This window comes from Mesorhizobium silamurunense (assembly GCF_014843825.1).
Classification (GTDB): domain Bacteria; phylum Pseudomonadota; class Alphaproteobacteria; order Rhizobiales; family Rhizobiaceae; genus Mesorhizobium; species Mesorhizobium silamurunense.
In genome coordinates, this window is the sequence record NZ_JHQR01000304.1 from 1 (window position 1) to 22,381 (window position 22,381).

23 protein-coding genes are annotated in these 22,381 nt (G+C 64.1%); 18 read left to right on the plus strand and 5 right to left on the minus strand.

The annotated features are described in order from the left end of the window. The 7 genes from DH10_RS30275 to DH10_RS30305 all read left to right on the plus strand — a co-directional run. A partial coding sequence (locus DH10_RS30275; RefSeq protein ID WP_192385668.1) for a 2-oxo acid dehydrogenase subunit E2 occupies positions 1-897 on the plus strand: 897 nt, incomplete at its 5' end. A 14-nt stretch (positions 898-911) separates the two neighbouring features. Beyond that, positions 912-1,337, plus strand: a complete 426-nt coding sequence (locus DH10_RS30280) for a hypothetical protein (protein ID WP_192244975.1) — start codon at positions 912-914, stop codon at positions 1,335-1,337. Beyond that, positions 1,334-1,972, plus strand: a complete 639-nt coding sequence (locus DH10_RS30285; RefSeq protein ID WP_192244977.1) for an SGNH/GDSL hydrolase family protein — start codon at positions 1,334-1,336, stop codon at positions 1,970-1,972. Before DH10_RS30280 ends, DH10_RS30285 begins: the two co-directional genes overlap by 4 nt. 27 nt (positions 1,973-1,999) lie before the next feature. Continuing rightward, positions 2,000-3,445, plus strand: a complete 1,446-nt coding sequence (gene lpdA / locus DH10_RS30290; protein WP_192244979.1) for a dihydrolipoyl dehydrogenase — start codon at positions 2,000-2,002, stop codon at positions 3,443-3,445. Between the two features lie 102 nt (positions 3,446-3,547). Beyond that, positions 3,548-3,805 (plus strand): GlsB/YeaQ/YmgE family stress response membrane protein, encoded by a 258-nt coding sequence (locus DH10_RS30295; protein ID WP_192244981.1) that lies wholly within the window; start codon positions 3,548-3,550, stop codon positions 3,803-3,805. Positions 3,806-3,935: 130 nt separating this feature from the next. Beyond that, positions 3,936-4,901, plus strand: coding sequence for a lipoyl synthase (lipA, locus tag DH10_RS30300; protein WP_192245287.1), 966 nt, complete (start codon positions 3,936-3,938; stop codon positions 4,899-4,901). A gap of 11 nt (positions 4,902-4,912) precedes the next feature. Beyond that, positions 4,913-5,368: a type II toxin-antitoxin system RatA family toxin gene (locus DH10_RS30305; protein WP_192244983.1), complete on the plus strand. Its 456-nt coding sequence runs from the start codon at positions 4,913-4,915 to the stop codon at positions 5,366-5,368. Here DH10_RS30305 and DH10_RS30310 read toward each other — a convergent pair. Both DH10_RS30310 and DH10_RS30315 read right to left on the minus strand, forming a co-directional pair. Beyond that, entirely contained in the window at positions 5,365-5,853 is a 489-nt protein-coding gene (locus tag DH10_RS30310) for a CinA family protein (protein WP_192244985.1), read from the minus strand. The genes DH10_RS30305 and DH10_RS30310 overlap by 4 nt on opposite strands. After that, complete coding sequence (locus DH10_RS30315; RefSeq protein WP_192244987.1) at positions 5,850-7,079, minus strand: bifunctional 2-C-methyl-D-erythritol 4-phosphate cytidylyltransferase/2-C-methyl-D-erythritol 2,4-cyclodiphosphate synthase; 1,230 nt, start codon at positions 7,077-7,079, stop codon at positions 5,850-5,852. Before DH10_RS30315 ends, DH10_RS30310 begins: the two co-directional genes overlap by 4 nt. Positions 7,080-7,218: 139 nt before the next feature. Between DH10_RS30315 and dusB the strand changes: the two genes are divergently transcribed. Genes dusB through ntrC form a run of 3 tightly spaced genes read left to right on the plus strand, consistent with a single transcriptional unit; the run spans position 7,219 to position 10,840 of the window. Continuing rightward, positions 7,219-8,241 (plus strand): tRNA dihydrouridine synthase DusB, encoded by a 1,023-nt coding sequence (gene dusB / locus DH10_RS30320; protein WP_192244989.1) that lies wholly within the window; start codon positions 7,219-7,221, stop codon positions 8,239-8,241. Then, positions 8,238-9,383 carry a two-component system sensor histidine kinase NtrB gene (locus DH10_RS30325; protein WP_192244992.1) on the plus strand — a complete coding sequence of 382 codons (1,146 nt, stop codon included), beginning with the start codon at positions 8,238-8,240 and terminating at the stop codon, positions 9,381-9,383. The genes dusB and DH10_RS30325 overlap by 4 nt, the downstream gene beginning before the upstream one ends. Further along, entirely contained in the window at positions 9,380-10,840 is a 1,461-nt protein-coding gene (ntrC, locus tag DH10_RS30330; protein WP_192244994.1) for a nitrogen regulation protein NR(I), read from the plus strand. Before DH10_RS30325 ends, ntrC begins: the two co-directional genes overlap by 4 nt. Before the next feature lie 97 nt (positions 10,841-10,937). On the opposite strand, the gene DH10_RS30335 is transcribed toward ntrC, so the two are convergent. Further along, a complete protein-coding gene (locus DH10_RS30335) occupies positions 10,938-11,828 on the minus strand; it encodes an NAD-dependent epimerase/dehydratase family protein (RefSeq protein ID WP_192244996.1) in 891 nt (296 codons plus the stop codon). 117 nt (positions 11,829-11,945) lie between these two features. Here DH10_RS30335 and DH10_RS30340 point away from each other — a divergent pair, with 117 nt between their 5' ends. From DH10_RS30340 to hflX, 6 genes are all read left to right on the plus strand, one after another. Further along, on the plus strand, positions 11,946-12,767 hold the full coding sequence (locus DH10_RS30340; RefSeq protein WP_192244998.1) for an AraC family transcriptional regulator: 822 nt from the start codon (positions 11,946-11,948) through the stop codon (positions 12,765-12,767). A 165-nt stretch (positions 12,768-12,932) separates the two neighbouring features. After that, positions 12,933-15,224, plus strand: a complete 2,292-nt coding sequence (locus DH10_RS30345) for a sensor histidine kinase NtrY-like (RefSeq protein WP_192385669.1) — start codon at positions 12,933-12,935, stop codon at positions 15,222-15,224. Next, on the plus strand, positions 15,214-16,575 hold the full coding sequence (gene ntrX / locus DH10_RS30350; RefSeq protein ID WP_192245003.1) for a nitrogen assimilation response regulator NtrX: 1,362 nt from the start codon (positions 15,214-15,216) through the stop codon (positions 16,573-16,575). The genes DH10_RS30345 and ntrX overlap by 11 nt, the downstream gene beginning before the upstream one ends. Before the next feature lie 81 nt (positions 16,576-16,656). After that, positions 16,657-17,520, plus strand: coding sequence for a D-amino-acid transaminase (locus DH10_RS30355; RefSeq protein ID WP_192245005.1), 864 nt, complete (start codon positions 16,657-16,659; stop codon positions 17,518-17,520). 143 nt (positions 17,521-17,663) lie between these two features. Continuing rightward, positions 17,664-17,909 (plus strand): RNA chaperone Hfq, encoded by a 246-nt coding sequence (hfq, locus tag DH10_RS30360; RefSeq protein WP_006202172.1) that lies wholly within the window; start codon positions 17,664-17,666, stop codon positions 17,907-17,909. Further along, positions 17,910-19,298: a GTPase HflX gene (gene hflX, locus DH10_RS30365; protein WP_192245007.1), complete on the plus strand. Its 1,389-nt coding sequence runs from the start codon at positions 17,910-17,912 to the stop codon at positions 19,296-19,298. Positions 19,299-19,363: 65 nt separating this feature from the next. Here the strand turns inward: hflX and mazG are convergent, their stop codons facing one another. Then, positions 19,364-20,188, minus strand: coding sequence for a nucleoside triphosphate pyrophosphohydrolase (mazG, locus tag DH10_RS30370; RefSeq protein WP_192245009.1), 825 nt, complete (start codon positions 20,186-20,188; stop codon positions 19,364-19,366). 81 nt (positions 20,189-20,269) lie between these two features. Further along, complete coding sequence (locus tag DH10_RS30375) at positions 20,270-21,454, minus strand: amino acid aminotransferase (RefSeq protein WP_192245011.1); 1,185 nt, start codon at positions 21,452-21,454, stop codon at positions 20,270-20,272. A gap of 159 nt (positions 21,455-21,613) precedes the next feature. On the opposite strand from DH10_RS30375, the gene DH10_RS30380 reads away from it, so the two are divergent. Then, complete coding sequence (locus tag DH10_RS30380) at positions 21,614-22,147, plus strand: sigma-70 family RNA polymerase sigma factor (protein WP_376774826.1); 534 nt, start codon at positions 21,614-21,616, stop codon at positions 22,145-22,147. Then, a partial coding sequence (locus DH10_RS30385) for an anti-sigma factor family protein (RefSeq protein WP_425515390.1) occupies positions 22,144-22,381 on the plus strand: 238 nt, incomplete at its 3' end. The genes DH10_RS30380 and DH10_RS30385, both read left to right, overlap by 4 nt.

The following is a 22,381-nucleotide window of genomic DNA, read 5'->3' on the forward strand; positions in this document are numbered from 1 at the left end:
GGCGTCGACGTGGCGGCGCTTAGCGGTTCCGGTCCGCATGGCCGCGTGGTCAAGGCCGATGTCGAGGCGGCGATCGCTTCCGGCGGCGCCAAGGCGGCACCTGCTGCCAAGGCCCCTGCTGGCGCGCAGGCTCCGGCCGCGAAGCCGATGTCGGACGACCAGGTGCTGAAACTGTTCGCCGAAGGCTCTTACGAGCTCGTCCCGCACGACAATATGCGCAAGACCATCGCGCGTCGCCTGGTCGAAGCCAAGAGCACCATTCCGCATTTCTACCTGACGCTCGACTGCGAGCTCGACGCGCTGCTGGCGCTGCGCACGCAGCTCAATGCGGCAGCGCCAATGAAGAAGACCGAGAAGGGCGAGGTTCCCGCCTATAAGCTCTCGGTCAACGACATGGTGATCAAGGCGATGGCGATGGCGCTGATGGCGGTGCCGGACGCCAACGCCTCCTGGACCGACAATGCCATGGTCAAGCACAAGCATGCCGATGTCGGCGTTGCCGTCTCGATCCCCGGCGGCCTGATCACGCCGATCATCCGCCGCGCCGACGAAAAGACGCTGTCCACCATCTCCAACGAGATGAAGGACCTCGCCAGCCGCGCCCGCAGCCGGAAGCTGAAGCCCGAGGAATATCAGGGCGGCACCACGGCCGTCTCCAATCTCGGCATGTTCGGCGTGAAGGACTTTGCCGCCGTGATCAACCCACCGCATGCGACGATCCTTGCGGTTGGCGCGGGCGAGGAGCGTGCGGTGGTGAAGAAAGGCGAGATCAAGATCGCAACCATGATGTCGGTCACGCTGTCCACCGATCACCGCGCCGTCGACGGCGCGCTTGGCGCGGAACTGCTCGGCGCCTTCAAGCGCATCATCGAAAATCCGATGGGCATGCTGGTGTAGGAAGGAAAAAGGCGGTGCGGAAATTCTTCACCAGCCTTTTCGCCTTCATCCTTTCCGGTCTGGCCGGCGGACTGGTCGTTGAAGAACTGGCCGTGCTTACCGGCGCGACCGAGGAATACATTCTGGTCTTCGCGGCGACGGTGATGATCATCATCGTCGTGACGATCGCCTTCTTCCTGGTCCAGTTCCGCGCCGAGCCGGTTGCCGCAGTCGACCGGATGTTGTGGTGGCTGCTCGCGATTTTCGGGATCCTCCTGATCGCGCTCGCCGGCTGGACGTTTTCGGTGCCGCCCGAGAACCGGGCGACCGCGAGCGACCTTTCGATCGTTGCCGGGCTGATCCTGCCCGGCGTCGTGGCGATCATCGTGCAATGGCTGTTCGTGCGCTGGCGGCTAAAGCGCTCGTCGGCAGGATTCGGCAGGGGCGGGGCGACCGTATGAAGACAATTCTCTGCTATGGCGACTCGCTGACCTGGGGTTACGACGCCGCCAGCCTCGGCCGCCATGCGCTCGAGGACCGCTGGCCGAGCGTGCTCAAAGCGGCGCTCGGTGACGGCATCGAGGTCATCGCCGAGGGGCTGAACGGCCGCACCACCGCCTTTGACGATCACCTCGCCGGAGCCGACCGCAACGGCGCCAGGCTTCTGCCGACAATCCTCACGACACACGCCCCGCTCGACCTGATCATCTTCATGCTCGGGGCCAACGACATGAAGCCGTGGATCCATGGCAATCCGGTTGCTGCCAAGCAAGGCATACAGCGCCTGGTCGATATCGTGCGCGGCCACGACTATCCGTTCGACTGGCCGGCGCCGCAGATCCTTATCGTCGCGCCACCCGCCGTGACGCGCACCGACAATGCCGAATTCAAGGAAATGTTCGCCGGCGGCGACGACGCCTCGAAGCGGCTGGCGCTGCAATATTCCGCGCTTGCCGACGAGGCCGGCTGCGGCTTCTTCGATGCCGGCACCGTGGCGACGACCACGCCGCTCGACGGCGTCCATCTCGATGCGGAAAACACGCGGCGGATCGGCCAGGCGCTGGCCCCCCTCGTGCGTGTGATGCTCTCACTCTAACCCCCAGAAAAATCAGGGAGAAAACCCGTGGCTGAGAACTACGACGTCATCATCATCGGCTCCGGCCCCGGCGGATATGTCACGGCGGTGCGCTCAGCGCAGCTCGGCTTCAAGACGGCGATCGTCGAGCGCGAGCATCTCGGCGGCATCTGCCTGAACTGGGGCTGCATCCCGACCAAGGCGCTGCTGCGCTCGGCCGAGATCATGCACTATTCGGACCACCTGAAGGATTACGGCCTGAAGCTCGACGGCAAGGTCAGCCCTGACACGACCGCCGTCGTCGACCGTTCGCGCAAGGTGTCGCTCAGGCTGAACGGCGGCGTCGCCTTCCTGATGAAGAAGAACAAGGTCGACGTCATCTGGGGTGAGGCAAAGCTTTCCAAGCCGGGCGAGATCGTGGTCTCCAAGACCGCCAAGAAGCCGATGGAGCCGCAGCCGCCGGTGCCGAAAGGCGTCAAGGGTGAGGGCACCTATACCGCCAAGCACATCATCCTGGCGACCGGCGCCAGGCCGCGGGCGCTGCCCGGCATCGAGCCGGACGGCAAGCTGATCTGGACCTATTTCGAGGCGATGGTGCCGAAGGAAATGCCGAAGTCGCTGCTGGTGATGGGCTCGGGCGCCATCGGCATCGAATTCGCGTCCTTCTATCGCACCATGGGCGCCGATGTGACGGTCGTCGAATTGCTGCCGGCGGTGATGCCGGTCGAGGACGCCGAAGTCTCGAAATTCGCGCAGAAACAGTTCGAGAAGCAGGGCATGAAGATCCTGCTCGAGGCCAAGGTGACCAAGGTTGAGAAGGGCGCCAACTCGATCACCGCCCATGTCGAGATGAAAGACGGCAAGGTCGAGAAGATCACCGCCGACCGGATGATCTCGGCCGTCGGCGTGCAGGGCAATATCGAGGGCCTCGGCCTCGAGGCGCTCGGCGTGAAGACGGATCGAGGCTGCATCGTCGTCGACGGCTACGGCAAGACCAATGTGCCTGGCGTGTACGCCATCGGCGACGTCGCCGGACCGCCCATGCTTGCCCACAAGGCCGAACACGAGGGCGTGGTCTGCGTCGAGAAGATCGCCAATTTGCCCGGCGTCCACGCCACCGACAAGCTGAAGATCCCCGGCTGCACCTATTGCAGCCCGCAGGTCGCCTCGGTCGGCCTGACCGAAGCCAAGGCCAAGGCCGAAGGCAAGGACATCCACATCGGCCGCTTCCAGTTCGGCGCCAACGGCAAGGCCATCGCGCTCGGCGAGGACCAGGGCTTCATCAAGACCATCTTCGACAAGAAGACCGGGCAGCTTCTCGGCGCGCATATGATCGGCGCAGAGGTGACCGAGCTCATCCAGGGCTTCGTCGTCGCGATGAATCTCGAGACCACCGAGGAAGAGCTGATGCACACGATCTTCCCGCATCCGACGCTGTCGGAGATGATGAAGGAAAGCGTGCTCGACGCCTATGGCCGGGCTTTGAACGCATGATAGATTGGGTGGGCGAGACTCAGACACGACGGCCGGAGGACTCTGACGGCAAGGCAGTTCGTATCCGGATGCATTTTCACCTGATCGAGGAGGAGTTGGCATATGGACGTGAATGGCGTGGGCTGGATTGCAGCCATCATCATCGGCGGCTTGGCCGGATGGCTTGCCGAGATGGTCATGAAGAGCAACACCAGTATCTTTATGAACATCATCCTGGGCATCGCCGGCGCGGTGGTGTTGAACGCAATCCTGCGCGCCCTCAACATCGAGGCCTTCGGCGTCGGCTGGTTCGCCTATCTGATCACCGGCTTCATCGGCGCCTGCCTGCTGATCTTTGCTGGGCGGCTGGTGCGCCGCTGAACTCCAGCGAACTCCGCTATGCGAAAATGGCCGTGGCGGCATGCGCCGGCGCGGCCTTTTTCTTTGCTCCGAAAAGTCCTAGATGACGCAGACAAGCGGCCGCGATGCCAGCGGCCGCGAAGGGTTTGAAATGGTCACTGTTCTCGACACGATCGCCAACGCGCCGCGCCCGCGGCATCCCGAAAAGGCGCACAGGCCGGACCAGGAAGTGCTGCGCAAGCCGGACTGGATCCGCGTCAAGGCGCCGGTTTCGAAGGGCTATGCCGAGACGCGCGAGATCGTGAAGTCGCACAAGCTGGTGACGGTGTGCGAAGAGGCCGGCTGCCCGAACATCGGCGAATGCTGGGACAAGAAGCACGCCACCTTCATGATCATGGGCGAGATCTGCACGCGCGCCTGTGCCTTCTGCAATGTCGCCACCGGCATCCCGACCGCGCTCGACCCCGACGAGCCGGCGCGCGTTGCCCACGCCGTCAAGCAGATGGGCCTCAGCCACGTCGTCATCACCTCGGTCGACCGCGACGATCTTGCCGATGGCGGCGCGCAGCATTTCGCCGACGTCATCCATGCCATCCGCGCGACCGCGCCTTCGACGACCATCGAGATCCTGACGCCCGATTTCCTGCGCAAGGACGGCGCGCTGGAGATCGTCGTGGCGGCCAAGCCCGATGTCTTCAACCACAATCTGGAAACCGTGCCGTCGAACTATCTGACGGTGCGTCCAGGCGCCCGCTACTTCCATTCGATCCGGCTGCTGCAGCGGGTCAAGGAGCTCGACCCGTCGATCTTCACCAAGTCCGGCATCATGGTCGGCCTCGGCGAGGAACGGAACGAGATCCTTCAATTGATGGACGATCTGCGTTCGGCCAATGTCGACTTCATGACCATCGGCCAGTATCTGCAGCCATCGAAGAAGCACCACCCGGTGATCCGCTTCATCACGCCGGACGAGTTCAAGTCCTACGAGACGATCGGCAAGACCAAGGGCTTCCTGCTGATGGCGTCGAGCCCGCTGACGCGCTCCTCGCATCACGCCGGCGAGGACTTCGCCAGGCTTCGTGCGGCGCGCGAGGCGCAACTCAAGAAAGCCGGCTGACCTTTTCGACGATGCCGAAATTCGAAGCCACCCGCCGCGTCGCCCATACGCCGGAAAAGATGTTCGCGCTGGTGGCGGATATCGAGGCCTACCCGCAATTCCTGCCGCTCTGCGAGGCGCTGACAGTGCGCTCGCGCAAGGAGCGCGACGGCCGCACCATCCTCGTCGCCGACATGAGCATCGGCTACAAGGCAATCCGCGAGACTTTTACGACCCAGGTGCTGCTCAAGCCCGACGAGAACGCCATCGACGTCAAATACATCGACGGTCCGTTCAAATATCTGAGCAATATCTGGCGTTTCGACCCGGCCGAAGGTGGCTGCGAGGTCCACTTCTTCATCGACTACGAGTTCAAGAGCCGCATCCTCGGCGCGCTGATGGGCACGATGTTCGACCATGCCTTCCGCATGTTCGCGGAGGCGTTCGAGAAGCGCGCCGACGTGATCTACGGTGCAAAACCGCTCTAGTCTTCGCCAAGCGCGCGCAGCCCTAGTTGCAACGCGTACCGCACCGTCTCGTGGCGAATGAATTCGCGGCCCTTATGACCGAACAGCTGGCGCTCGGCGATGACCGGCCGGCCGGCGAGCGCAAGCCCGAACCAGACCAGGCCCACCGGCTTTTCCGGCGAGCCGCCGCTTGGACCGGCAATGCCGGTGACGGCAAGCGAGAGGCCGGCGCGCGAATGCGCCAGCGCGCCCGCCGCCATCTCGAGCACCGTCTCACGCGAGACCGCGCCATGCGCCTCCAATGTCGCGGCGGAGACGCCGAGCATCTCCATCTTGGCTTCGTAGGAATAGGTGATGAATCCGCGGTCGACCACGGCGGAAGAGCCGGCAATGTCGGTGAGCGCTGCAATGATCATGCCGCCGGTGCAGCTTTCGGCGGTCGCCAGCATGACGCCGCGTTGCTGGCAGGCCTGGAGCAGGGCGACGGCGAGTTCGGCGTTGCTCATGCCGGCACGTCTCCCGGATAGGCGACGCTGGCGGTGGCGATCGCCGCTATGCCTTCGCCGCGCCCGACAAAGCCGAGCTTTTCGTTGGTCGTCGCCTTGATCGAAATGCGCTCCGGCGCAATGCTGAGCATCGCCGCAAGCGCCGTAGTCATCGCCTCGCGATGCGGCCCGACGCGCGGCGCCTCGCAGATCAGCGTGATATCGGCATTGGCAATGCGCCCGCCGCGCTCGCGTACCAGCTTCGCCGCATGCTCGACGAATATCTTCGAGGCGACACCCTTCCACTGTGGGTCCGATGGCGGAAAATGCGTGCCGATGTCGCCCGCGCCGCAGGTGGCGAGCAGCGCATCGGTGAGGGCATGGAGGCCGACATCGGCGTCCGAATGGCCGGAAAGTTTCCGATCATATGGGATGGCGACGCCGCACAGCGTGACGTGGTCGCCGGGCTCGAAAGCGTGCACATCGTAGCCGTTGCCGGTGCGGATGTCCGGAAAGCGCGGCAACGCGCAGGAAAGCCGCTGGTCGGCCATCGCAATATCCCTTGCCCAAGTGAGTTTGACGTTATCCGGCGAGCCGGTGACGATCTTGACCGGAATATGCGCCCATTCGGCGATGGCTGCATCGTCGGTGAAATCGGTCTTGCCCAAATGATGCGCCTTCTCATGCGCGGCAAGCAGCGGCCAGAACGGGAAGCCTTGCGGCGTCTGTGCGGTGTGCAGACCGGCCCTCGACACCGTCTCCTCGATCATGCCCGTTGCGGATTCCCGTTTGAGCGTGTCGGCCACGGGAAGCGCAGGCAGCGCGCCCTGGCGCTCGCCGATGGCTTCGATGGTGCGGTCGATGAGCCCGGCATCGACGAATGGGCGCACCGCGTCATGCACAAGTACCTTCGTCGGCGCCAGCTCCCTGAGCGCCAATAGCCCGAGGCGGACGGAAGCCTGGCGGGACGGACCGCCGGTGACGGCGAGGACACGCTCGGCATCGGCTCCGGCGGCACGGTCGAAAAGTTCGCGGTCGTCGGCATGGATCGCCACGACCACCGGTCCGACATTCGGGTGCGAGAGGAACTTTTCCAGCGTATGCGCGATGACCGCTCGGCCGCCGATGCGCTGATACTGCTTCGGCCCGTCGGCCTGTCCGGCGCGCGCGCCGCGCCCGGCGGCGACGATGACCACGCCGACCTTGCCGCCCGCATCCGAAGCCCGATTTGCACTTGCGTCAGTCATGGCGAGAGGCTTAGTCGCGGCTCGAAGGGAAGGCCAGCATTTTCCAAAATGCGCCTTAATGTGACGTCATTGCGCGTTGCACAACGGCTTGCATCTGGCTAGAGAATGTGCAGCAATCGAACATGCTTGGTTTTTGTGCATGGCTGAACTGACCATATTGGCTTCACCGCTCGATATCGGCGGCGTGAGGATTCGCAACCGCGTGTTCCTTGCGCCGATGTCTGGCATCACCGACCAACCGTTCCGGCAACGCGCCCATGCGCACGGCGCCGGGCTGGTCGTATCGGAAATGGTGGCGAGCGGCGAACTGGCCAGGGGCAGGGCGGGCTGCGACCTGCGCATCCGCCATTCAGGGCTGCCTGTCCATATGGTGCAGCTTGCCGGCCGCGAGGCGGCGCATATGGCCGAAGGCGCCCGAATCGCAGCAGGCGAAGGCGCCGACATCATCGACATCAACATGGGCTGCCCGGCGAAGAAGGTGACGGGCGGCTATGCCGGTTCGGCGCTGATGCGCGATCTCGACCATGCGCTCTCGCTGATCGAAGCCGTGGTCGGCGCGGTCGCGGTGCCGGTGACGGTAAAAATGCGGCTCGGCTGGGACGAAAGCGCGCTCAACGCGCCGATGCTCGCGCGCCGCGCCGAGCAGGCCGGCGTGCGCATGGTGACTGTGCATGGCCGCACGCGCTGCCAGTTCTACCAGGGCAAGGCCGACTGGCGCGCCATTGCGCGCGTCAAGCAAGCGGTCTCTATTCCCGTGGTGGCCAATGGCGACGTCGGGTCGCCGGAAGAAGCGACGACCATTCTCGATCAGTCCGGCGCCGACGCGGTGATGATCGGACGTGCCCATTACGGCGCGCCATGGATTGCCGGCAGCATCGCGGCGGCCGGTACGTCGGCGCACGACATTCCCCAAACGTCGCAAGCTCTCGCCGACTACGTCGTCGGCCACTACGAAGACATGCTCTCGCTCTACGGCACCGAAAGCGGTCTGCGCCAGGCGCGCAAGCATCTCGGCTGGTATCTCGACCGTCACGCGACCGGTATTTCCACCGGGCAGCGCAAGCAAATTCTCACTTCGTTCGAAGCAGCTAAGGTCATCGCTGGACTGCGTAGCGCGTTCTGCGACGGCGTAACATCGTCTGAATTGCGGAGCGCGGCATGACGGCGAGCCTCCCCCAAGCAGCCGACGGCGTGGCGGACGCTGCCAACATTGTGCTGAACACCATCCGCCGCCCGGTGATCATGGTCGATCCCGACGGCTTCATCACTTTCGCCAATGCGGATGCCGAAGATTTCTTCCGCTCCAGCGCCACCATGCTGGCCCGCAACACGCTCTCCAAGCTGGTGCCGTTCGGCAGTCCGCTGCTGACGCTGGTCGATCAAGTGCGCGAGCGCCGCGCGCCGGTCAACGAATATCGCGTCGATATCTCCTCGCCGCGCCTCGGCATCGAGAAGATGGTCGACCTCTATGTCGCGCCGGTGCCCGAGTTTCCGGGCTCGGTCGTGGTGATGTTCCAGGAACGATCGATGGCCGACAAGATCGACCGCCAGATGACGCATCGCGGTGCTGCCCGCTCGGTCACCGGCCTCGCCGCCATGCTGGCGCACGAGATCAAGAACCCGCTCTCCGGCATTCGCGGCGCCGCGCAACTGCTCGAGCTGTCGGCTTCCGACGAGGACCGGGCGCTCACCCGCCTGATCACCGACGAGACCGACCGCATCGTCTCGCTCGTCGACCGCATGGAAGTGTTTTCCGACGAACGGCCGATCGAGCGCTTTCCCGTCAACATCCACGTCGTGCTCGACCATGTGAAGGCGATCGCAAAGAACGGCTTTGCGAAAAAAATCAAGATCTTGGAGGAGTATGATCCATCGCTTCCTCCGGTCTTTGCCAACCGTGACCAGCTGATCCAGGTGTTCCTCAATCTGGTCAAGAATGCCGCTGAGGCGATCGGCGCCGACCCGCAGGGCGAGATCGCGCTCTCGACCGCCTTTCGGCCGGGCATCCGCGTTTCCGTGCCGGGAACGCAGGACCGCGTTTCGCTGCCGCTCGAATTCTGCGTGCATGACAACGGCCCCGGCGTTTCCGAGGACATCCTGCCGATCCTGTTCGATCCGTTCATCACCACCAAGCCGAACGGCTCGGGCCTTGGGCTGGCGCTGGTCGCCAAGATCGTCGGCGAGCACGGCGGCATCATCGAATGCGACTCGACGCCGCGCGGAACCACGTTCCGCGTCCTGATGCCAGCCTGGAAGGAGACTGCGCCCGGCGCCGGCGATGAAACTGAAGGAGACCGCAAATGACCGCTCGCGGCAATATTCTCGTCGCCGACGACGATGCGGCCATCCGCACGGTGCTGAATCAGGCGCTGTCGCGCGTCGGCCACGAAGTACGCGTGACTTCGAACGCCTCGACGCTGTGGCGCTGGGTGGCGGCGGGCGAGGGCGATCTCGTCATCACCGACGTGGTGATGCCGGACGAGAACGCCTTCGACATGCTGCCGCGCATCAAGAAAGCCCGGCCGGAACTGCCGGTCATCGTCATGAGCGCGCAGAACACCTTCATGACCGCCATCCGCGCTTCCGAGACTGGCGCCTACGAATATCTGCCGAAGCCGTTCGACCTCACCGAGTTGCTCAACATCGTCAACCGGGCGCTGGCCGAGCCGAAGCGGCCGAAGCTCGATTCGCGCGCCGACGAGCAGCCGGAGACGATGCCGCTGGTCGGCCGGTCGGCCGCCATGCAGGACATCTACCGCATGCTGGCGCGCATGATGCAGACCGACCTGACGGTGATGATCAGCGGCGAATCCGGCACCGGCAAGGAACTGGTGGCGCGCGCGCTGCACGAATATGGCCGCCGCCGCGGCGGCCCGTTCGTGGCCATCAACATGGCGGCGATCCCGCGCGACCTGATCGAATCGGAGCTGTTCGGCCATGAGAAGGGCGCTTTCACCGGCGCCCAGAACCGCTCCACCGGCCGCTTCGAGCAGGCCGAAGGCGGCACGCTGTTCCTCGACGAGATCGGCGACATGCCGATGGAGGCGCAAACGCGCCTGCTGCGCGTGCTGCAGCAGGGCGAATACACGACCGTCGGCGGCCGCACGCCGATCAAGACCGACGTGCGCATCGTTGCCGCCACCAACAAGGATCTGAGGACGCTGATCAACCAGGGTCTGTTCCGCGAGGACCTGTTCTACCGCTTGAATGTCGTGCCGCTGAGGCTCCCGGCGCTGCGCGAGCGCTCCGAGGACGTTCCGGACCTGGTCAGGCACTTCTTCAAGCAGGGCGCCAGCGAAGGCCTGCAGACTAAGCGCATTTCCGCGGGTGGCATCGAGCTGATGAAGCGCTATCCCTGGCCCGGCAATGTGCGCGAGCTGGAAAATCTGGTGCGCAGGCTGGCTGCGCTCTATTCGCAGGACGAGATTTCGGCCGAGATCATCGATGCAGAGCTCAAGACCGGCGAAAGGCCTGTTGTGCCGGACGGCGGCGCGCTGATGCCCGACGATCTGTCGATCGGCCAGGCGGTCGAGCATTTCCTGCAGCGCTATTTTGCGTCTTTTGCCGGCGACCTGCCGCCCTCCGGACTCTACCAGCGCATCCTCGCAGAGGTCGAATATCCGCTGGTGCTGGCCTCGATGACCGCGACGCGCGGCAACCAGATCAAGGCGGCCGAGCTTCTGGGCCTGAACCGCAACACGCTGCGCAAGAAGATCCGTGAGCTCGGCGTCAACGTCTACAAGTCCTCAAGACAGATCTAGGCCTTCGATGCCGGCCAGGTGCTTCGCCGGCCCGTCTCGTTTGTTCCGCCCGCCGGTCGACGGGCGGAACGCTTCATTCCCACTCGATATAATTGGTTCAGAGATAGTCTCTGAGGGTATCCGCGATCATTACGTCAATGCTGCTGGCCTTCACGCCGAGGAGATGCTCGGTGTCGGAAGAATCGACCAGCAGCGGGCGATCGAAGAGATATTGCATTTCCACGAGCTCATGCATGCCCAGGGCTTCCATCTCGGCGACGGAATAGCAGCGCATTGGCGCAACCTCCCTTCCGAGCATCGCCGCGGTTCTGCGGATAAGATCGCGGGGCGAGGCATATTGCGACGGGACATGGAAGGCACGTCCCCATTCGCCCGCGTAGAAGGCTGACGCGACGAGCGTTCGGGCGACGTCCTTGATGAAGGCCCAGGCATGATCGGCGTCGAGGTCTCCCAAGAAAGCGACAGGCTTTCCTTCAACGACTGACGGCAGCGCGAGAAGCGAGAAGTAGGTGACCGCGCCATATCCCAGATAGTCGCTGGAACGCACCTCGATGGCCGGCACGTTGGCGCGAAACACACGCTGCCACATTATCGTCCGGACAGTGCCCTTCCTCGATGTCGGGTCGAGAGGCAGGTCTGAATGAAGGGGACCGTCGGCGTTCTCGCCATAGCCGTAGAGGTTTCCGAGCAGGATGATCTTCGCATTAACGGCTTCCGCCGCGCGGACTGTGCCGTCGACGATTGGAAAGAAGTCGGTCGGCCACCGGTGGTAAGGCGCCATGGCACACATGAAAATGGCATCCGCGCCCCGGCTGATGCGCGAAAGTTCGGCGGCATCGGTGGCGTCCGCCTGCATCGCGCGGACGCCGGGCAAATCGATCTCGCCGACGCTCCTGCTTGTGAGGACGACGTCATGCCCTTGCTCCCCGAGCAGGCGAGCCGTTTCGCGCCCGACCGGGCCTGCTCCGACGACAACATAGTAACTCATATGAACCTCTTTGCGTTGGCAAACGAGGCGCAGGTCTAAAGGGCATCGGCATTGAAAATCGCGCAGGAACCGCCAAATGTTGGGCAGGTTCTGCTACGATTTTGAGGCTCGTTTCGCATGTATCCGCAGTTCGCTCCGGCCCGGGCCTCGGCTGGCATATCGATCGCTTCCCGGCATATCGAAGCAGGCACCCACCGGCTGCCGCGAACGGATCATCACCGCATCATGGTCCATGCCAGCGCAGCGACGCGCTCCTATTGCAATGACGCCGGGCGATATTTCTTACGGCGCGCCGGTGACATTGATTTCGTACCCGCGGGACAGGAGGGCGGGTTCGAGGCCGAAACCTCATTTGAGACGAGGGAGGTTCGCCTGCCGCCCGCCATGCTCGACGGTGTGGCGTCGGAGATCGGGGGCAGTGTGAGGGCGCGCCGGTTCGACACGCGGCACCTGCTTCGGGACGAACGCATCGAATACCTCGTCCGGGCACTTGAAACCGACCAAAACGCAGGCTCGCCGGGTGGGACTCTGTTCGCCGAAAGTGTCGGCATCGCGCTTGCGGTGCGGCTGGTTGGTCTTGACGATTTGGAGACTGATCGAACGGTTCGGCTGTCGGATGCGCAGCTCAAGCGCGTCCTGGACTATGTCGACGCCCATCTTTCCGAACCGCTCACGATCGACACGCTGAGCCGCATCGCCAACGCCAGCAGCTCGCATCTCAGGACATGGTTCAAGGCGGCGACCGGCACGACCCTTCACCGCTATGTGCTGAGACGGCGGGTTGAGCGTGCCCGCTCCCTGATTCTGGGAAGCGACCTCAGCACCAGCGAGGTGGCCTATCTGACAGGCTTCGCGCATCAGTCGCATATGGCGCATTGGATGCGCCGCGAGATCGGGCAGACGCCCCGCAGCTTGCGACGGGGGCAACCGGGGAAGTGACGCGAGCGATCGCATCGCCGGGCCTCGTTCGGCGGCATTGGATCGCCTGTATGGTCCTTTTGCGTGAATGAGCCGGGGAAAGATTTCCGTCCTGGCCACACTTGTTGCATAATCGCCACAATGCGTTGCATACATCCGACGCAATGACCGACTCTAGACGGCGATATGGCTGCTGAGACTCCGACACCGAACCAACCGCTTTTTAGCCGGGCCGGCGTTCGCGACGGCCGCCGGCTGCTGGCGCTGCCCGGCGTAGTCGCGATCGTCGGCGCGATGATCACGGCTGCGATCTCGTTCGCTATCCTTGTCGGCGCGACCCCGATTGCACCGAATGCCAACGCCACTTGGGCGCTGATTGCGCTCAATGCCGTCTTCGTCCTGTTCCTGATCGCCCTGGTCAGCCGCGAGATCCGCCGCATCGTCATGGCACGCAAGCACGGCCGTGCGGCCTCGCGGCTGCACGTGCGCATCGTCGCCATGTTCGCGCTGGTCGCCGCCATCCCGGCGATCATGGTGGCGATCATCGCCTCGATCACGCTCGATATCGGCCTCGACCGCTGGTTCGAGATTCGTACCAAGACGATCGTCAATTCGTCGCTGTCGATCGCCGATGCCTATGTCCAGGAAAATGCCCGCAACCTACAGGGCACGACCCTGTCGATGGCCTACGACCTCGATGCCTCGCGCACGCTCTATGGGCTCGATCGGACCGGCTTCCTCGATCTCATGAACAAGGAGGCCGTTGGCCGCGGACTGGCGCATGCGGCGCTGATCAAGCCTGACGGCTCCTTCGTCATGAGCGCCAAGACCGACGCCGACTTCGCAATGCCGGAGCCGCCTCCCGGCGCGGTCAACACGGCAGCGGACGGCAAGCCGGTGTTGATTGAGCCGCGCACCCGCAACATCATGGGCGCCATCGTCAAGCTGCGCGAGATCGAAGGTCTTTACCTTTACACGATCCGGCTCGTGGACCCGGACGTTATCAAGGCGCGGCAGATCGTTCGGTCGAACACCGACGAGTATCGCGGGCTGGAGGAGAATCGTCGCACTTCGCAGGTCGCTTTCGCTCTGCCCTATCTGTCGCTGACCCTTATTGTCATCCTTTCGGCGATCTGGACCGGCATTGCGGTCGCCGACCGGCTGGTCCGGCCGATCCGCCAGCTGATCGGCGCGGCCGACGAGGTGGCGACCGGCAATCTCGACGTTGCCGTCCCCGTGCGCCAGTCCGACGGCGACGTCGCCTCGCTTGGCGAAACCTTCAACAACATGATCCTCGAGCTCAAATCGCAGCGCAACGAGCTGTTGTCGGCCAAAGACCTGATCGACGAGCGGCGGCGCTTTTCGGAGGCGGTGCTGGCCGGCGTGACCGCGGGCGTCATCGGCGTCGATCCCTATGGCATCATCACCATCGCCAATCGCTCGGCCGAAACCATGCTGGCAATCTCGGCAAGTGCCGCGCTCGGACAGAACCTGTCAGCCATCCTGCCGCATGTCGGCCGCGTCTTCGAGATCGGGCGCCAATCCGGCAAGCCGGTCTATCGCGAGCAGGTGACTTTCTTCCGCGCCGGCATGGAACGGACTTTCAATGTCCAGATCACCGTCGAGGCGGGCGACGACGGCTCGGAAGAAAAATCCTATGTCGTCACTATCGACGACATCACCGATCTCGTGCAGGCACAGCGCTCTTCGGCCTGGGCGGATGTGGCGCGGCGCATTGCCCACGAGATCAAGAATCCGCTGACGCCGATCCAGCTATCGGCCGAGCGCATCAGGCGCCGTTACGGCAAGGTCATCACTGAGGACCGCGAGGTCTTCGACCAGTGCACCGACACCATCATCCGCCAGGTCGAGGATATTGGCCGCATGGTCGACGAATTCTCGGCCTTCGCTCGCATGCCGAAGCCGGAGATGAAGGTGATAGACCTGCGCGAATCGCTGCGCGAAGCCTCGTTCCTGGTGGAAGTCAGCCGTTCCGACATTGCGTTCCAGCGCGATTTCGGCAACGAGCCGCTCAAGGGCACGTTCGACAGCCGCCTGATGGCGCAAGCCTTCGGCAACGTCATCAAGAACGCCGCCGAGGCCATCGACGGACTTGATGCGCAAGACCGTTCCGACGGCACAATCCGGATTCAAGCCGGGCGCCAAGATGGCGCCATAAGAATCGACGTAATCGACAACGGCAAAGGGCTGCCGCGCGAGAATCGGCAGCGGCTGCTCGAGCCCTATATGACGACGCGCGAAAAAGGCACCGGCCTTGGCCTCGCTATCGTCAAGAAGATCGTGGAGGACCATGGCGGCCGGCTCGAACTGCACGACGCGCCGCCGGATTTCCACGGCGGCCGGGGCGCGATGATCTCGATCATCCTGCCGCCGGCGGCGGTCGTTGCCGCACCGCCACGCGGCGAAGGCCGCAACGAACACGAACGAGAAACTGAAAAGGTCGGTAATGGCGTCTGACATTCTCATCGTCGATGACGAGGAAGACATCCGCGAACTCGTCGCCGGTATCCTGAGCGACGAAGGTCACGAAACCCGCACGGCGCACGATGCCGACAGCGCCCTGGCGGCGATTGCCGATCGCGCGCCGCGGCTGATTTTCCTCGATATCTGGCTGCAAGGCTCGCGCCTCGACGGTCTGGCGCTGCTCGACGAGATCAAGACGATGCATCCGACCATGCCGGTGGTCATGATCTCCGGCCATGGCAACATCGAAACGGCGGTGTCGGCCATCCGGCGCGGCGCCTATGATTTCATCGAGAAGCCGTTCAAGGCCGACCGTCTCATCCTGGTCGCCGAGCGCGCGTTGGAAACGTCCAAACTGCGGCGCGAGGTCTCCGACCTCAAGCTGCGCAGCGGCGAGACCTTCGACCTGATCGGCATGTCGTCGGCCATGAGCCAGTTGCGGCAGACCATCGAGCGCGTCGCGCCGACCAACAGCCGCATCATGATCATCGGCCCGTCCGGCTCCGGCAAGGAACTAACGGCGCGCGCCATCCACGCCCTGTCGGCGCGCAAGGCGGGACCGTTCGTGACGCTGAGCGCCGCCACCATCACGCCGGAACGCATGGAGATCGAGCTGTTCGGCACCGAATCGAACGGCACCGAGCGCAAGGTCGGCGCGCTGGAGGAGGCGCATCGCGGCATCCTCTACATCGATGAAGTGGCTGACATGCCGCGCGAGACGCAGAACAAGATCCTGCGCGTGCTGGTCGAGCAGCAGTTCGAGCGGGTAGGCGGCACCAAGCGGGTCAAGGTCGACGTCCGCATCATCTCCTCGACGGCGCAAAACCTCGAGGCGATGATTGCCGACGGCCGCTTCCGCGAGGATCTCTATCATCGCCTGGCGGTGGTCCCCGTCATGGTGCCGGGTCTCGCCGAGCGGCGCGAGGATATTCCCTATCTGGTCGACAATTTCATGAAGCAGATCGCGCGCCAGGCCGGCATCAGGCCGCGCCGCATCGGTGACGACGCTTTAGCCGTGCTGCAGGCGCACAACTGGCCGGGCAACGTTCGCCAGCTGCGCAACAATGTCGAGCGGCTGATGATCCTGGCGCGTGGCGGCGACGTCGATGCGCCCATTACCGCCGACCTTTTGCCCTCCGAGATCGGCGACGTCATGCCGCGCACGCCGAACCAGTCCGACCAGCACATCATGGCGCTGCCGCTGCGCGAAGCGCGCGAGCAATTCGAGAAGGACTATCTGATCGCCCAGATCAACCGCTTCGGCGGCAACATCTCGAAGACGGCCGAGTTCATCGGCATGGAGCGCTCCGCCTTGCACCGCAAGCTGAAGTCGCTGGGCGTGTAGCGAGCGGTTGGCCCACGCGATTGTTCATTACGGCAGCGGCGGAATCGCCTAAGAAAGCCGGACATTTCCCTGAGGTAACCCATGCCGCGCATTGCCTATGTCAACGGGCGCTACGTCGCCCATGCCGAAGCCCGCGTCCATATCGAGGACCGCGGCTACCAGTTCGCCGACGGCGTCTACGAGGTCTGCGAGGTGGCGCGCGGCTTTATCGTCGACATGCCGCGCCATCTGGCCCGTCTCAAGCGCTCGCTGAAGGAATTGTCGATCGCCTGGCCCGTCTCGGAGGGCGTCCTGCCGATGCTGATGCGCGAGGTCGTGCGCCGCAACCATGTCGTCAACGGCCTGGTCTATGTCCAGGTGACGCGCGGCGTCGCCAGCCGTGAATTCTTTTTCCCATCGGCCGACACCAAGTCGTCGCTGGTGATAACGGCCCGAAAGGCTGATCCCGCTGCGGCCGCCAAGCGGGTTGAGACCGGCATCAAGGTCATCACCGTCCCGGAGAATCGCTGGGACCGCGTCGACATCAAGAGCACCGGCCTTTTGCCCAATGTGCTCGCCAAGCAGAAGGCCAAGGAAGCCGGCGCCCAGGAGGCCTGGTTCGTCGATGCCGACGGCACGGTCAAGGAAGGCGGTTCGTCCAACGCATGGATCATCACCAGGGACGGCGTGCTGGTGACGCGACCGGCCGAGCACGGCATTCTGCGCGGCATCACGCGCACGACCTTGTTCGATGTCGCCGCCAAGCTCGGCTTGAAGATCGAGGAGCGCGGATTTTCGGTTGCCGAGGCCAAGGCGGCGCGCGAAGCTTTCATCAGTTCCGCGACCACGATAGCCATGCCTGTGGTCGAAATCGACGGCGCTTCGATCGCGAATGGCAACCCCGGCTCCATGACACTTTCGTTGCGGCAGGCATTTTTTGACATTGCGGAAAAAAGTCCAGCCTGATAACCGCAAAGGTGGAATGAACCTCAACTATCTCGTTCTGCTTGTCGTTTAGACGGCAAGAGGGGGTTTGCGCGCTTGACAGGTGCCGCGTAATTTGGCGCATTGGCCCGCAGACCGAAGGGGATCGGCGAAAGACAAAAACAATGGCGGAACGATCGCAAAACCTTCAGGACCTGTTCCTGAATTCAGTTCGCAAGAGCAAAAATCCACTTACCATCTTCCTCATCAACGGCGTGAAGCTGACCGGCGTCGTCACTTCGTTCGACAATTTCTGTGTGTTGTTGCGGCGCGACGGCCATTCCCAGCTCGTCTATAAGCACGCCATTTCCACGATCATGCCGAGCCAGCCGGTTCAGATGTTCGATGGCGAGGAAAGCCAGGGCGCCTGATTGGCACGTGAGAAGGACGCGGACCGTAGCGTTCGCGGGAAACAAGGACACCAACTCGGGCCGGAATCCAAGGATCCGACCCGGGCTGTTGTCATTGTGCCGGTGCTTACGCGCCAGCCGCGCGGCGACGACGATTCGAGCCGCCCGCGCCTGAACCGCTCGGCGGATGCCCGCCACGACGAGGCGGTCGGGCTTGCCAGCGCCATCGATCTCAATCCGGTCCACACTGCGGTGGTGACGGTCGCCGATCCGCGTCCGGCAACGCTGCTCGGCAGCGGCAAGGTGGCGGAGTTCGCCGACATCGTGAAGGAGCGCAAGGCGGAGCTGGTTATCGTCGACCATCCGCTGACGCCCGTGCAGCAGCGCAACCTCGAAAAGGAACTGAACGCCAAGGTGCTCGATCGCACCGGGCTGATCCTCGAGATCTTCGGCGAGCGCGCCAGGACCAAGGAAGGTACCCTCCAGGTCGAGCTGGCGCATCTCAACTACCAGAAGGGTCGGCTGGTGCGGAGCTGGACCCACCTCGAACGGCAGCGCGGCGGCGCCGGCTTCCTAGGCGGTCCCGGCGAAACCCAGATCGAGTCGGACCGGCGCATCCTGCAGGACAAGATCACCAAGCTGAAGCACGAGCTGGAAACGGTTCGGCGAACCCGCGACCTGCACCGCGCCAAGCGCAAGAAGGTGCCGTTCCCGGTTGTGGCGATCGTCGGCTACACCAATGCCGGAAAGTCGACGCTGTTCAACCGGATGACCGGGGCGGGGGTGCTGGCCGAGGATATGCTGTTTGCCACCCTCGATCCGACATTGCGCCGGGTGCGGCTGCCGCATGGCACGCCGATCATCCTGTCGGACACGGTCGGCTTCATCTCGGACCTGCCGACGCACCTAGTCGCGGCCTTCCGGGCGACGCTGGAAGAGGTCGTCGAGGCCGACCTCGTGCTGCATCTGCGCGACATTTCCGATCCCGACACGGCCGCCCAGGCCGAGGATGTCGAGCGCATCCTCGGCGATCTCGGCGTCGATGCCGCTGACACCAGCCGCGTGATTGAGGTGTGGAACAAGATCGACCTGCTCGACGAAGGCAATCGCGAACGCCTGCTTGCCGAGAGCGCCGGTGGCAACGCGCCGCCGATCGCGATATCGGCGGCGACCGGCGAGGGGATCGACGCGCTGAAGGCGCTTATCGAGACCAGGGTGTCGGGCGAGCTGGAAACCATGACGGTGACGCTGAGGCCCGCAGAGCTCGGCCAGGTCGACTGGCTATATCGCAACGGCGATGTCGTTTCGCGAACCGACAATGAAGACGGCAGCGTCACCATCTCGCTGACGGCGACGCACAGCGCCCGCCAGGAGATCGAGAGCCGGCTGCACCGCAGGAAGCACGGCTAAGCTACGAAGCAATTCCAGGAAAAGTGTGTAGCGGTTTTCCGTCCGGAATTGCTTAGAACAAACACTTATTTTGCGTTTTTGGCCTGCTGCCAGAGCGCTTCCATCTCATCCAGCGTCGCCTTCTCCAGCGAACGGCCGGAAGCCTCGAGCGCTTGCTCGACATAGTGGAAGCGCGAGCGGAATTTCTCGTTGGTGCCGCTGAGCGAGGCTTCGGAATCGAGCTTGAGGTGGCGGCCGAGATTGACGATGGCAAACAGCATGTCGCCGAACTCGTCCTTGATGGGTGCAGCGTCGCCCTTGGCGAGCGCCTCGCGCAATTCGCCGATCTCTTCCTCTATCTTGTCGAGAATCGGTGCCGCCTCGCTCCAGTCGAAGCCGACGCGGGCAGCCTTCTCCTGCAGCTTCAGCGCGCGGGTGAGCGCAGGGAGCGCAACCGGCACGCTGTCGAGATAGCCCTTGCCGTGATCTTCCGGGTCGAGGCCGCGCGCGATGCGGGCATTGCGCTTGTCGGCCTTCTCCGCCGCCTTGATCTTCTCCCACATGCCCTTGGCCATGCCGGCGCTGCGCGCCTTCTCGTCACCGAAGACATGCGGATGGCGGCGGATCATCTTGGTGGTGATGCCTTCGACGACATCGCCGAAGGCGAACTCGCCGGCTTCCTCGGCCATTTGCGCGTGGTAGACGACCTGCAGCAGCAGATCGCCCAGTTCCTCGCGCAGATCGTCGAGATCGCCGCGCGCGATCGCGTCCGCCACCTCATAGGCTTCCTCGATCGTGTAGGGCGCGATGGTGGTAAAATTCTGCTCGATGTCCCACGGACAGCCGGTCTTCGGTGCTCGCAGCGCCGCCATGATCTCGATCAGCCGGGAAATGTCTTTCGAGGGTTTCATCCTACAAACCCTAGCGCGTGCAGCGGCGGGCGACCAATCCCGCCGGCGGGCAAAAGCCTATTGTCCACAGCTGCGCGGCTCTCAGTCGAGAACCGAGACGATCGCCTTGGCAAGGTCGTCCAATCCGTCCTCGGGCAGGCCGGCCACGTTGATGCGGCTGTCGCCCACCATGTAGACGGCATGTTCGGTGCGCAGGCGCTCGACCTGCGCTTCCGTCAGCCCAAGACGGGAAAACATGCCGCGATGGCTGGCAACGAAATCGAAGCGGTCGGAGTTGGACTGCCGGCGCAACGCCTCCGCGAAGGCGACGCGCAGCTTGAGCATGCGCAGCCGCATCTCCTCGAGCTCGGTTTCCCAATCCTTCTTCAAGTCGGCGTCTTCAAGCACCATGCGCACCGCCGCCGCGCCATGGTCCGGCGGCATCGAATAAAGGGCACGCGCCGCGGCCAGCATCTGGCTCATCGCCACATCCGCCTGCGCGCCATCGTTGGCCATGATCATCGCGGCACCGACGCGGTCGCGATAGACGGCAAAATTCTTCGAGCAGCTCGAGGCGACGACCATCTCCGGCACCTTGTCGGCGAGCAGCCGCAAGCCGGCAGCGTCGGCGTCGAGGCCTTCGCCAAAACCCTGATAGGCGATGTCGACGAAGGGCAACAGACCGCGCTCCACCAGCACGCCGGCGACCTTGGCCCATTGCGCGGCATCCAGATTGGCGCCGGTCGGGTTATGGCAGCAGCCATGCAGCAGCACGACATCGCCGCTGTTCGCGGTCTTCAGCGCCGTCAGCATGTCGTCGAAACGGACGGCGCCGGAGGCTGCGTCGAAATAGGGATAGTCGCGCACTTGTAAGCCGGCGGCACGCATCACCGGAAGATGGTTGGGCCAGGTCGGATTGGACAGCCATACCGTCGCGCCGGCGCGCGTGCGCTGCAGAAGCTCCGCCACCAGCCTGAGCGCACCCGATCCGCCCGGCGCTTGCGCGGCGCGGATGCGCGAAAGGTCGGCCCTCTCGCCGAAGGCAAGCTTGATCATCGCGGCGTTGAAGCCGATATCGCCGGCAAGGCCGAGATAAGTCTTGGTGTCCTGGCTGGCGAGCAGCCGCTTCTCGGCCTCGCGCACGGCGCGCATCACCGGCGTCCTGCCGTCGCGGTCCTTATAGACACCGACGCCGAGATCGACCTTGCCGGGGCGCGTGTCGGCGCGATAGAGGCCGATCAAGGCAAGGATTTTGTCGGCGGGCGCAGGCTGCAGGGTTTCGAACATCGATAGGGCTCCAATCGCGGCGGAGTGATACGCAAATCGGCCGCGCTTCGCCAGCGGTTTCCTCCGGATGCCCGCTCGCCTTTGCGAGGCAATGTCCGTCGGAGCGCAAAAGAAACGGCAGGCCGGGATTAAAATCCCCACATGCTCCGTAAACAGGGCATGAAACGGTCGATGGCACGCTTCGATATCGTCGGGCAGCTGGGGTCGCTGCGGCGCTACGCGCGCTCGCTGACGCGCGACAGCGCCGATGCCGAGGATTTGGTCCACGATGCGCTGGTGCGCGCTTACGAGCGGCGCGGCACCTTTCGCTCGGGCGGCAACCTGCGCGCCTGGCTTCTGGCGATCGTGCACAACATCTTCATCGACCGCATGCGCTCGCGCCGTTCCGAAGCGGCGCGCATCGAGCAGGCCGGCCGTCTCGCCGATCTAAGCGTGGCGGCATCTCAGGACCACGCGGTCCGCCTTTCGCAGGTGCGCGAAGCTTTTCTCTCGCTGCCGGAAGAGCAGCGCTCCGCCCTGCATCTCGTCGCCATCGAAGGGCTTTCCTATCAGCAGGCCGCCGAAGTGAGTGGCGTGCCGCTTGGAACCCTGATGTCACGCATCGGCCGCGCGCGTGCGGCGCTGCGCGAGATGGACGAGGGCGCTCCGGCGCGCGGCAAAAATCACTTGAGGATCGTGGGAGGTGAATCATGACCGCTGTCGTCGATCCCGTCACCGATGCCGATCTCGACGCCTATGTCGACGATCAGCTCGACGTCGCTCGCCGCATCGAGGTGGAAGCGTTCCTGTCCGCCCGTCCCGAGGTGGCGGCGCGCGTGATGTCCGATCTCAGAACACGCGACGAATTGCGCGTGGCGCTTGCCGGCCCCGTCGGCATGGCGCGCCCGGCAACGACAGAGGCGGCGCGGCGGCTGGAGCGGGCGCTTG

Coding starts and splice junctions, on each gene's coding strand:
- DH10_RS30285 (WP_192244977.1), top strand. CDS start 1,334: ATGAAGACAATTCTCTGCTATGGCGACTCGCTGACCTGGGGTTACGAC.
- DH10_RS30295 (WP_192244981.1), top strand. CDS start 3,548: ATGGACGTGAATGGCGTGGGCTGGATTGCAGCCATCATCATCGGCGGC.
- lipA (WP_192245287.1), top strand. CDS start 3,936: ATGGTCACTGTTCTCGACACGATCGCCAACGCGCCGCGCCCGCGGCAT.
- DH10_RS30305 (WP_192244983.1), top strand. CDS start 4,913: ATGCCGAAATTCGAAGCCACCCGCCGCGTCGCCCATACGCCGGAAAAG.
- DH10_RS30310 (WP_192244985.1), bottom strand. CDS start 5,853: ATGAGCAACGCCGAACTCGCCGTCGCCCTGCTCCAGGCCTGCCAGCAA.
- DH10_RS30315 (WP_192244987.1), bottom strand. CDS start 7,079: ATGACTGACGCAAGTGCAAATCGGGCTTCGGATGCGGGCGGCAAGGTC.
- dusB (WP_192244989.1), top strand. CDS start 7,219: ATGGCTGAACTGACCATATTGGCTTCACCGCTCGATATCGGCGGCGTG.
- DH10_RS30325 (WP_192244992.1), top strand. CDS start 8,238: ATGACGGCGAGCCTCCCCCAAGCAGCCGACGGCGTGGCGGACGCTGCC.
- ntrC (WP_192244994.1), top strand. CDS start 9,380: ATGACCGCTCGCGGCAATATTCTCGTCGCCGACGACGATGCGGCCATC.
- DH10_RS30335 (WP_192244996.1), bottom strand. CDS start 11,828: ATGAGTTACTATGTTGTCGTCGGAGCAGGCCCGGTCGGGCGCGAAACG.
- DH10_RS30340 (WP_192244998.1), top strand. CDS start 11,946: ATGTATCCGCAGTTCGCTCCGGCCCGGGCCTCGGCTGGCATATCGATC.
- DH10_RS30345 (WP_192385669.1), top strand. CDS start 12,933: ATGGCTGCTGAGACTCCGACACCGAACCAACCGCTTTTTAGCCGGGCC.
- ntrX (WP_192245003.1), top strand. CDS start 15,214: ATGGCGTCTGACATTCTCATCGTCGATGACGAGGAAGACATCCGCGAA.
- DH10_RS30355 (WP_192245005.1), top strand. CDS start 16,657: ATGCCGCGCATTGCCTATGTCAACGGGCGCTACGTCGCCCATGCCGAA.
- hfq (WP_006202172.1), top strand. CDS start 17,664: ATGGCGGAACGATCGCAAAACCTTCAGGACCTGTTCCTGAATTCAGTT.
- mazG (WP_192245009.1), bottom strand. CDS start 20,188: ATGAAACCCTCGAAAGACATTTCCCGGCTGATCGAGATCATGGCGGCG.
- DH10_RS30375 (WP_192245011.1), bottom strand. CDS start 21,454: ATGTTCGAAACCCTGCAGCCTGCGCCCGCCGACAAAATCCTTGCCTTG.
- DH10_RS30380 (WP_376774826.1), top strand. CDS start 21,614: ATGAAACGGTCGATGGCACGCTTCGATATCGTCGGGCAGCTGGGGTCG.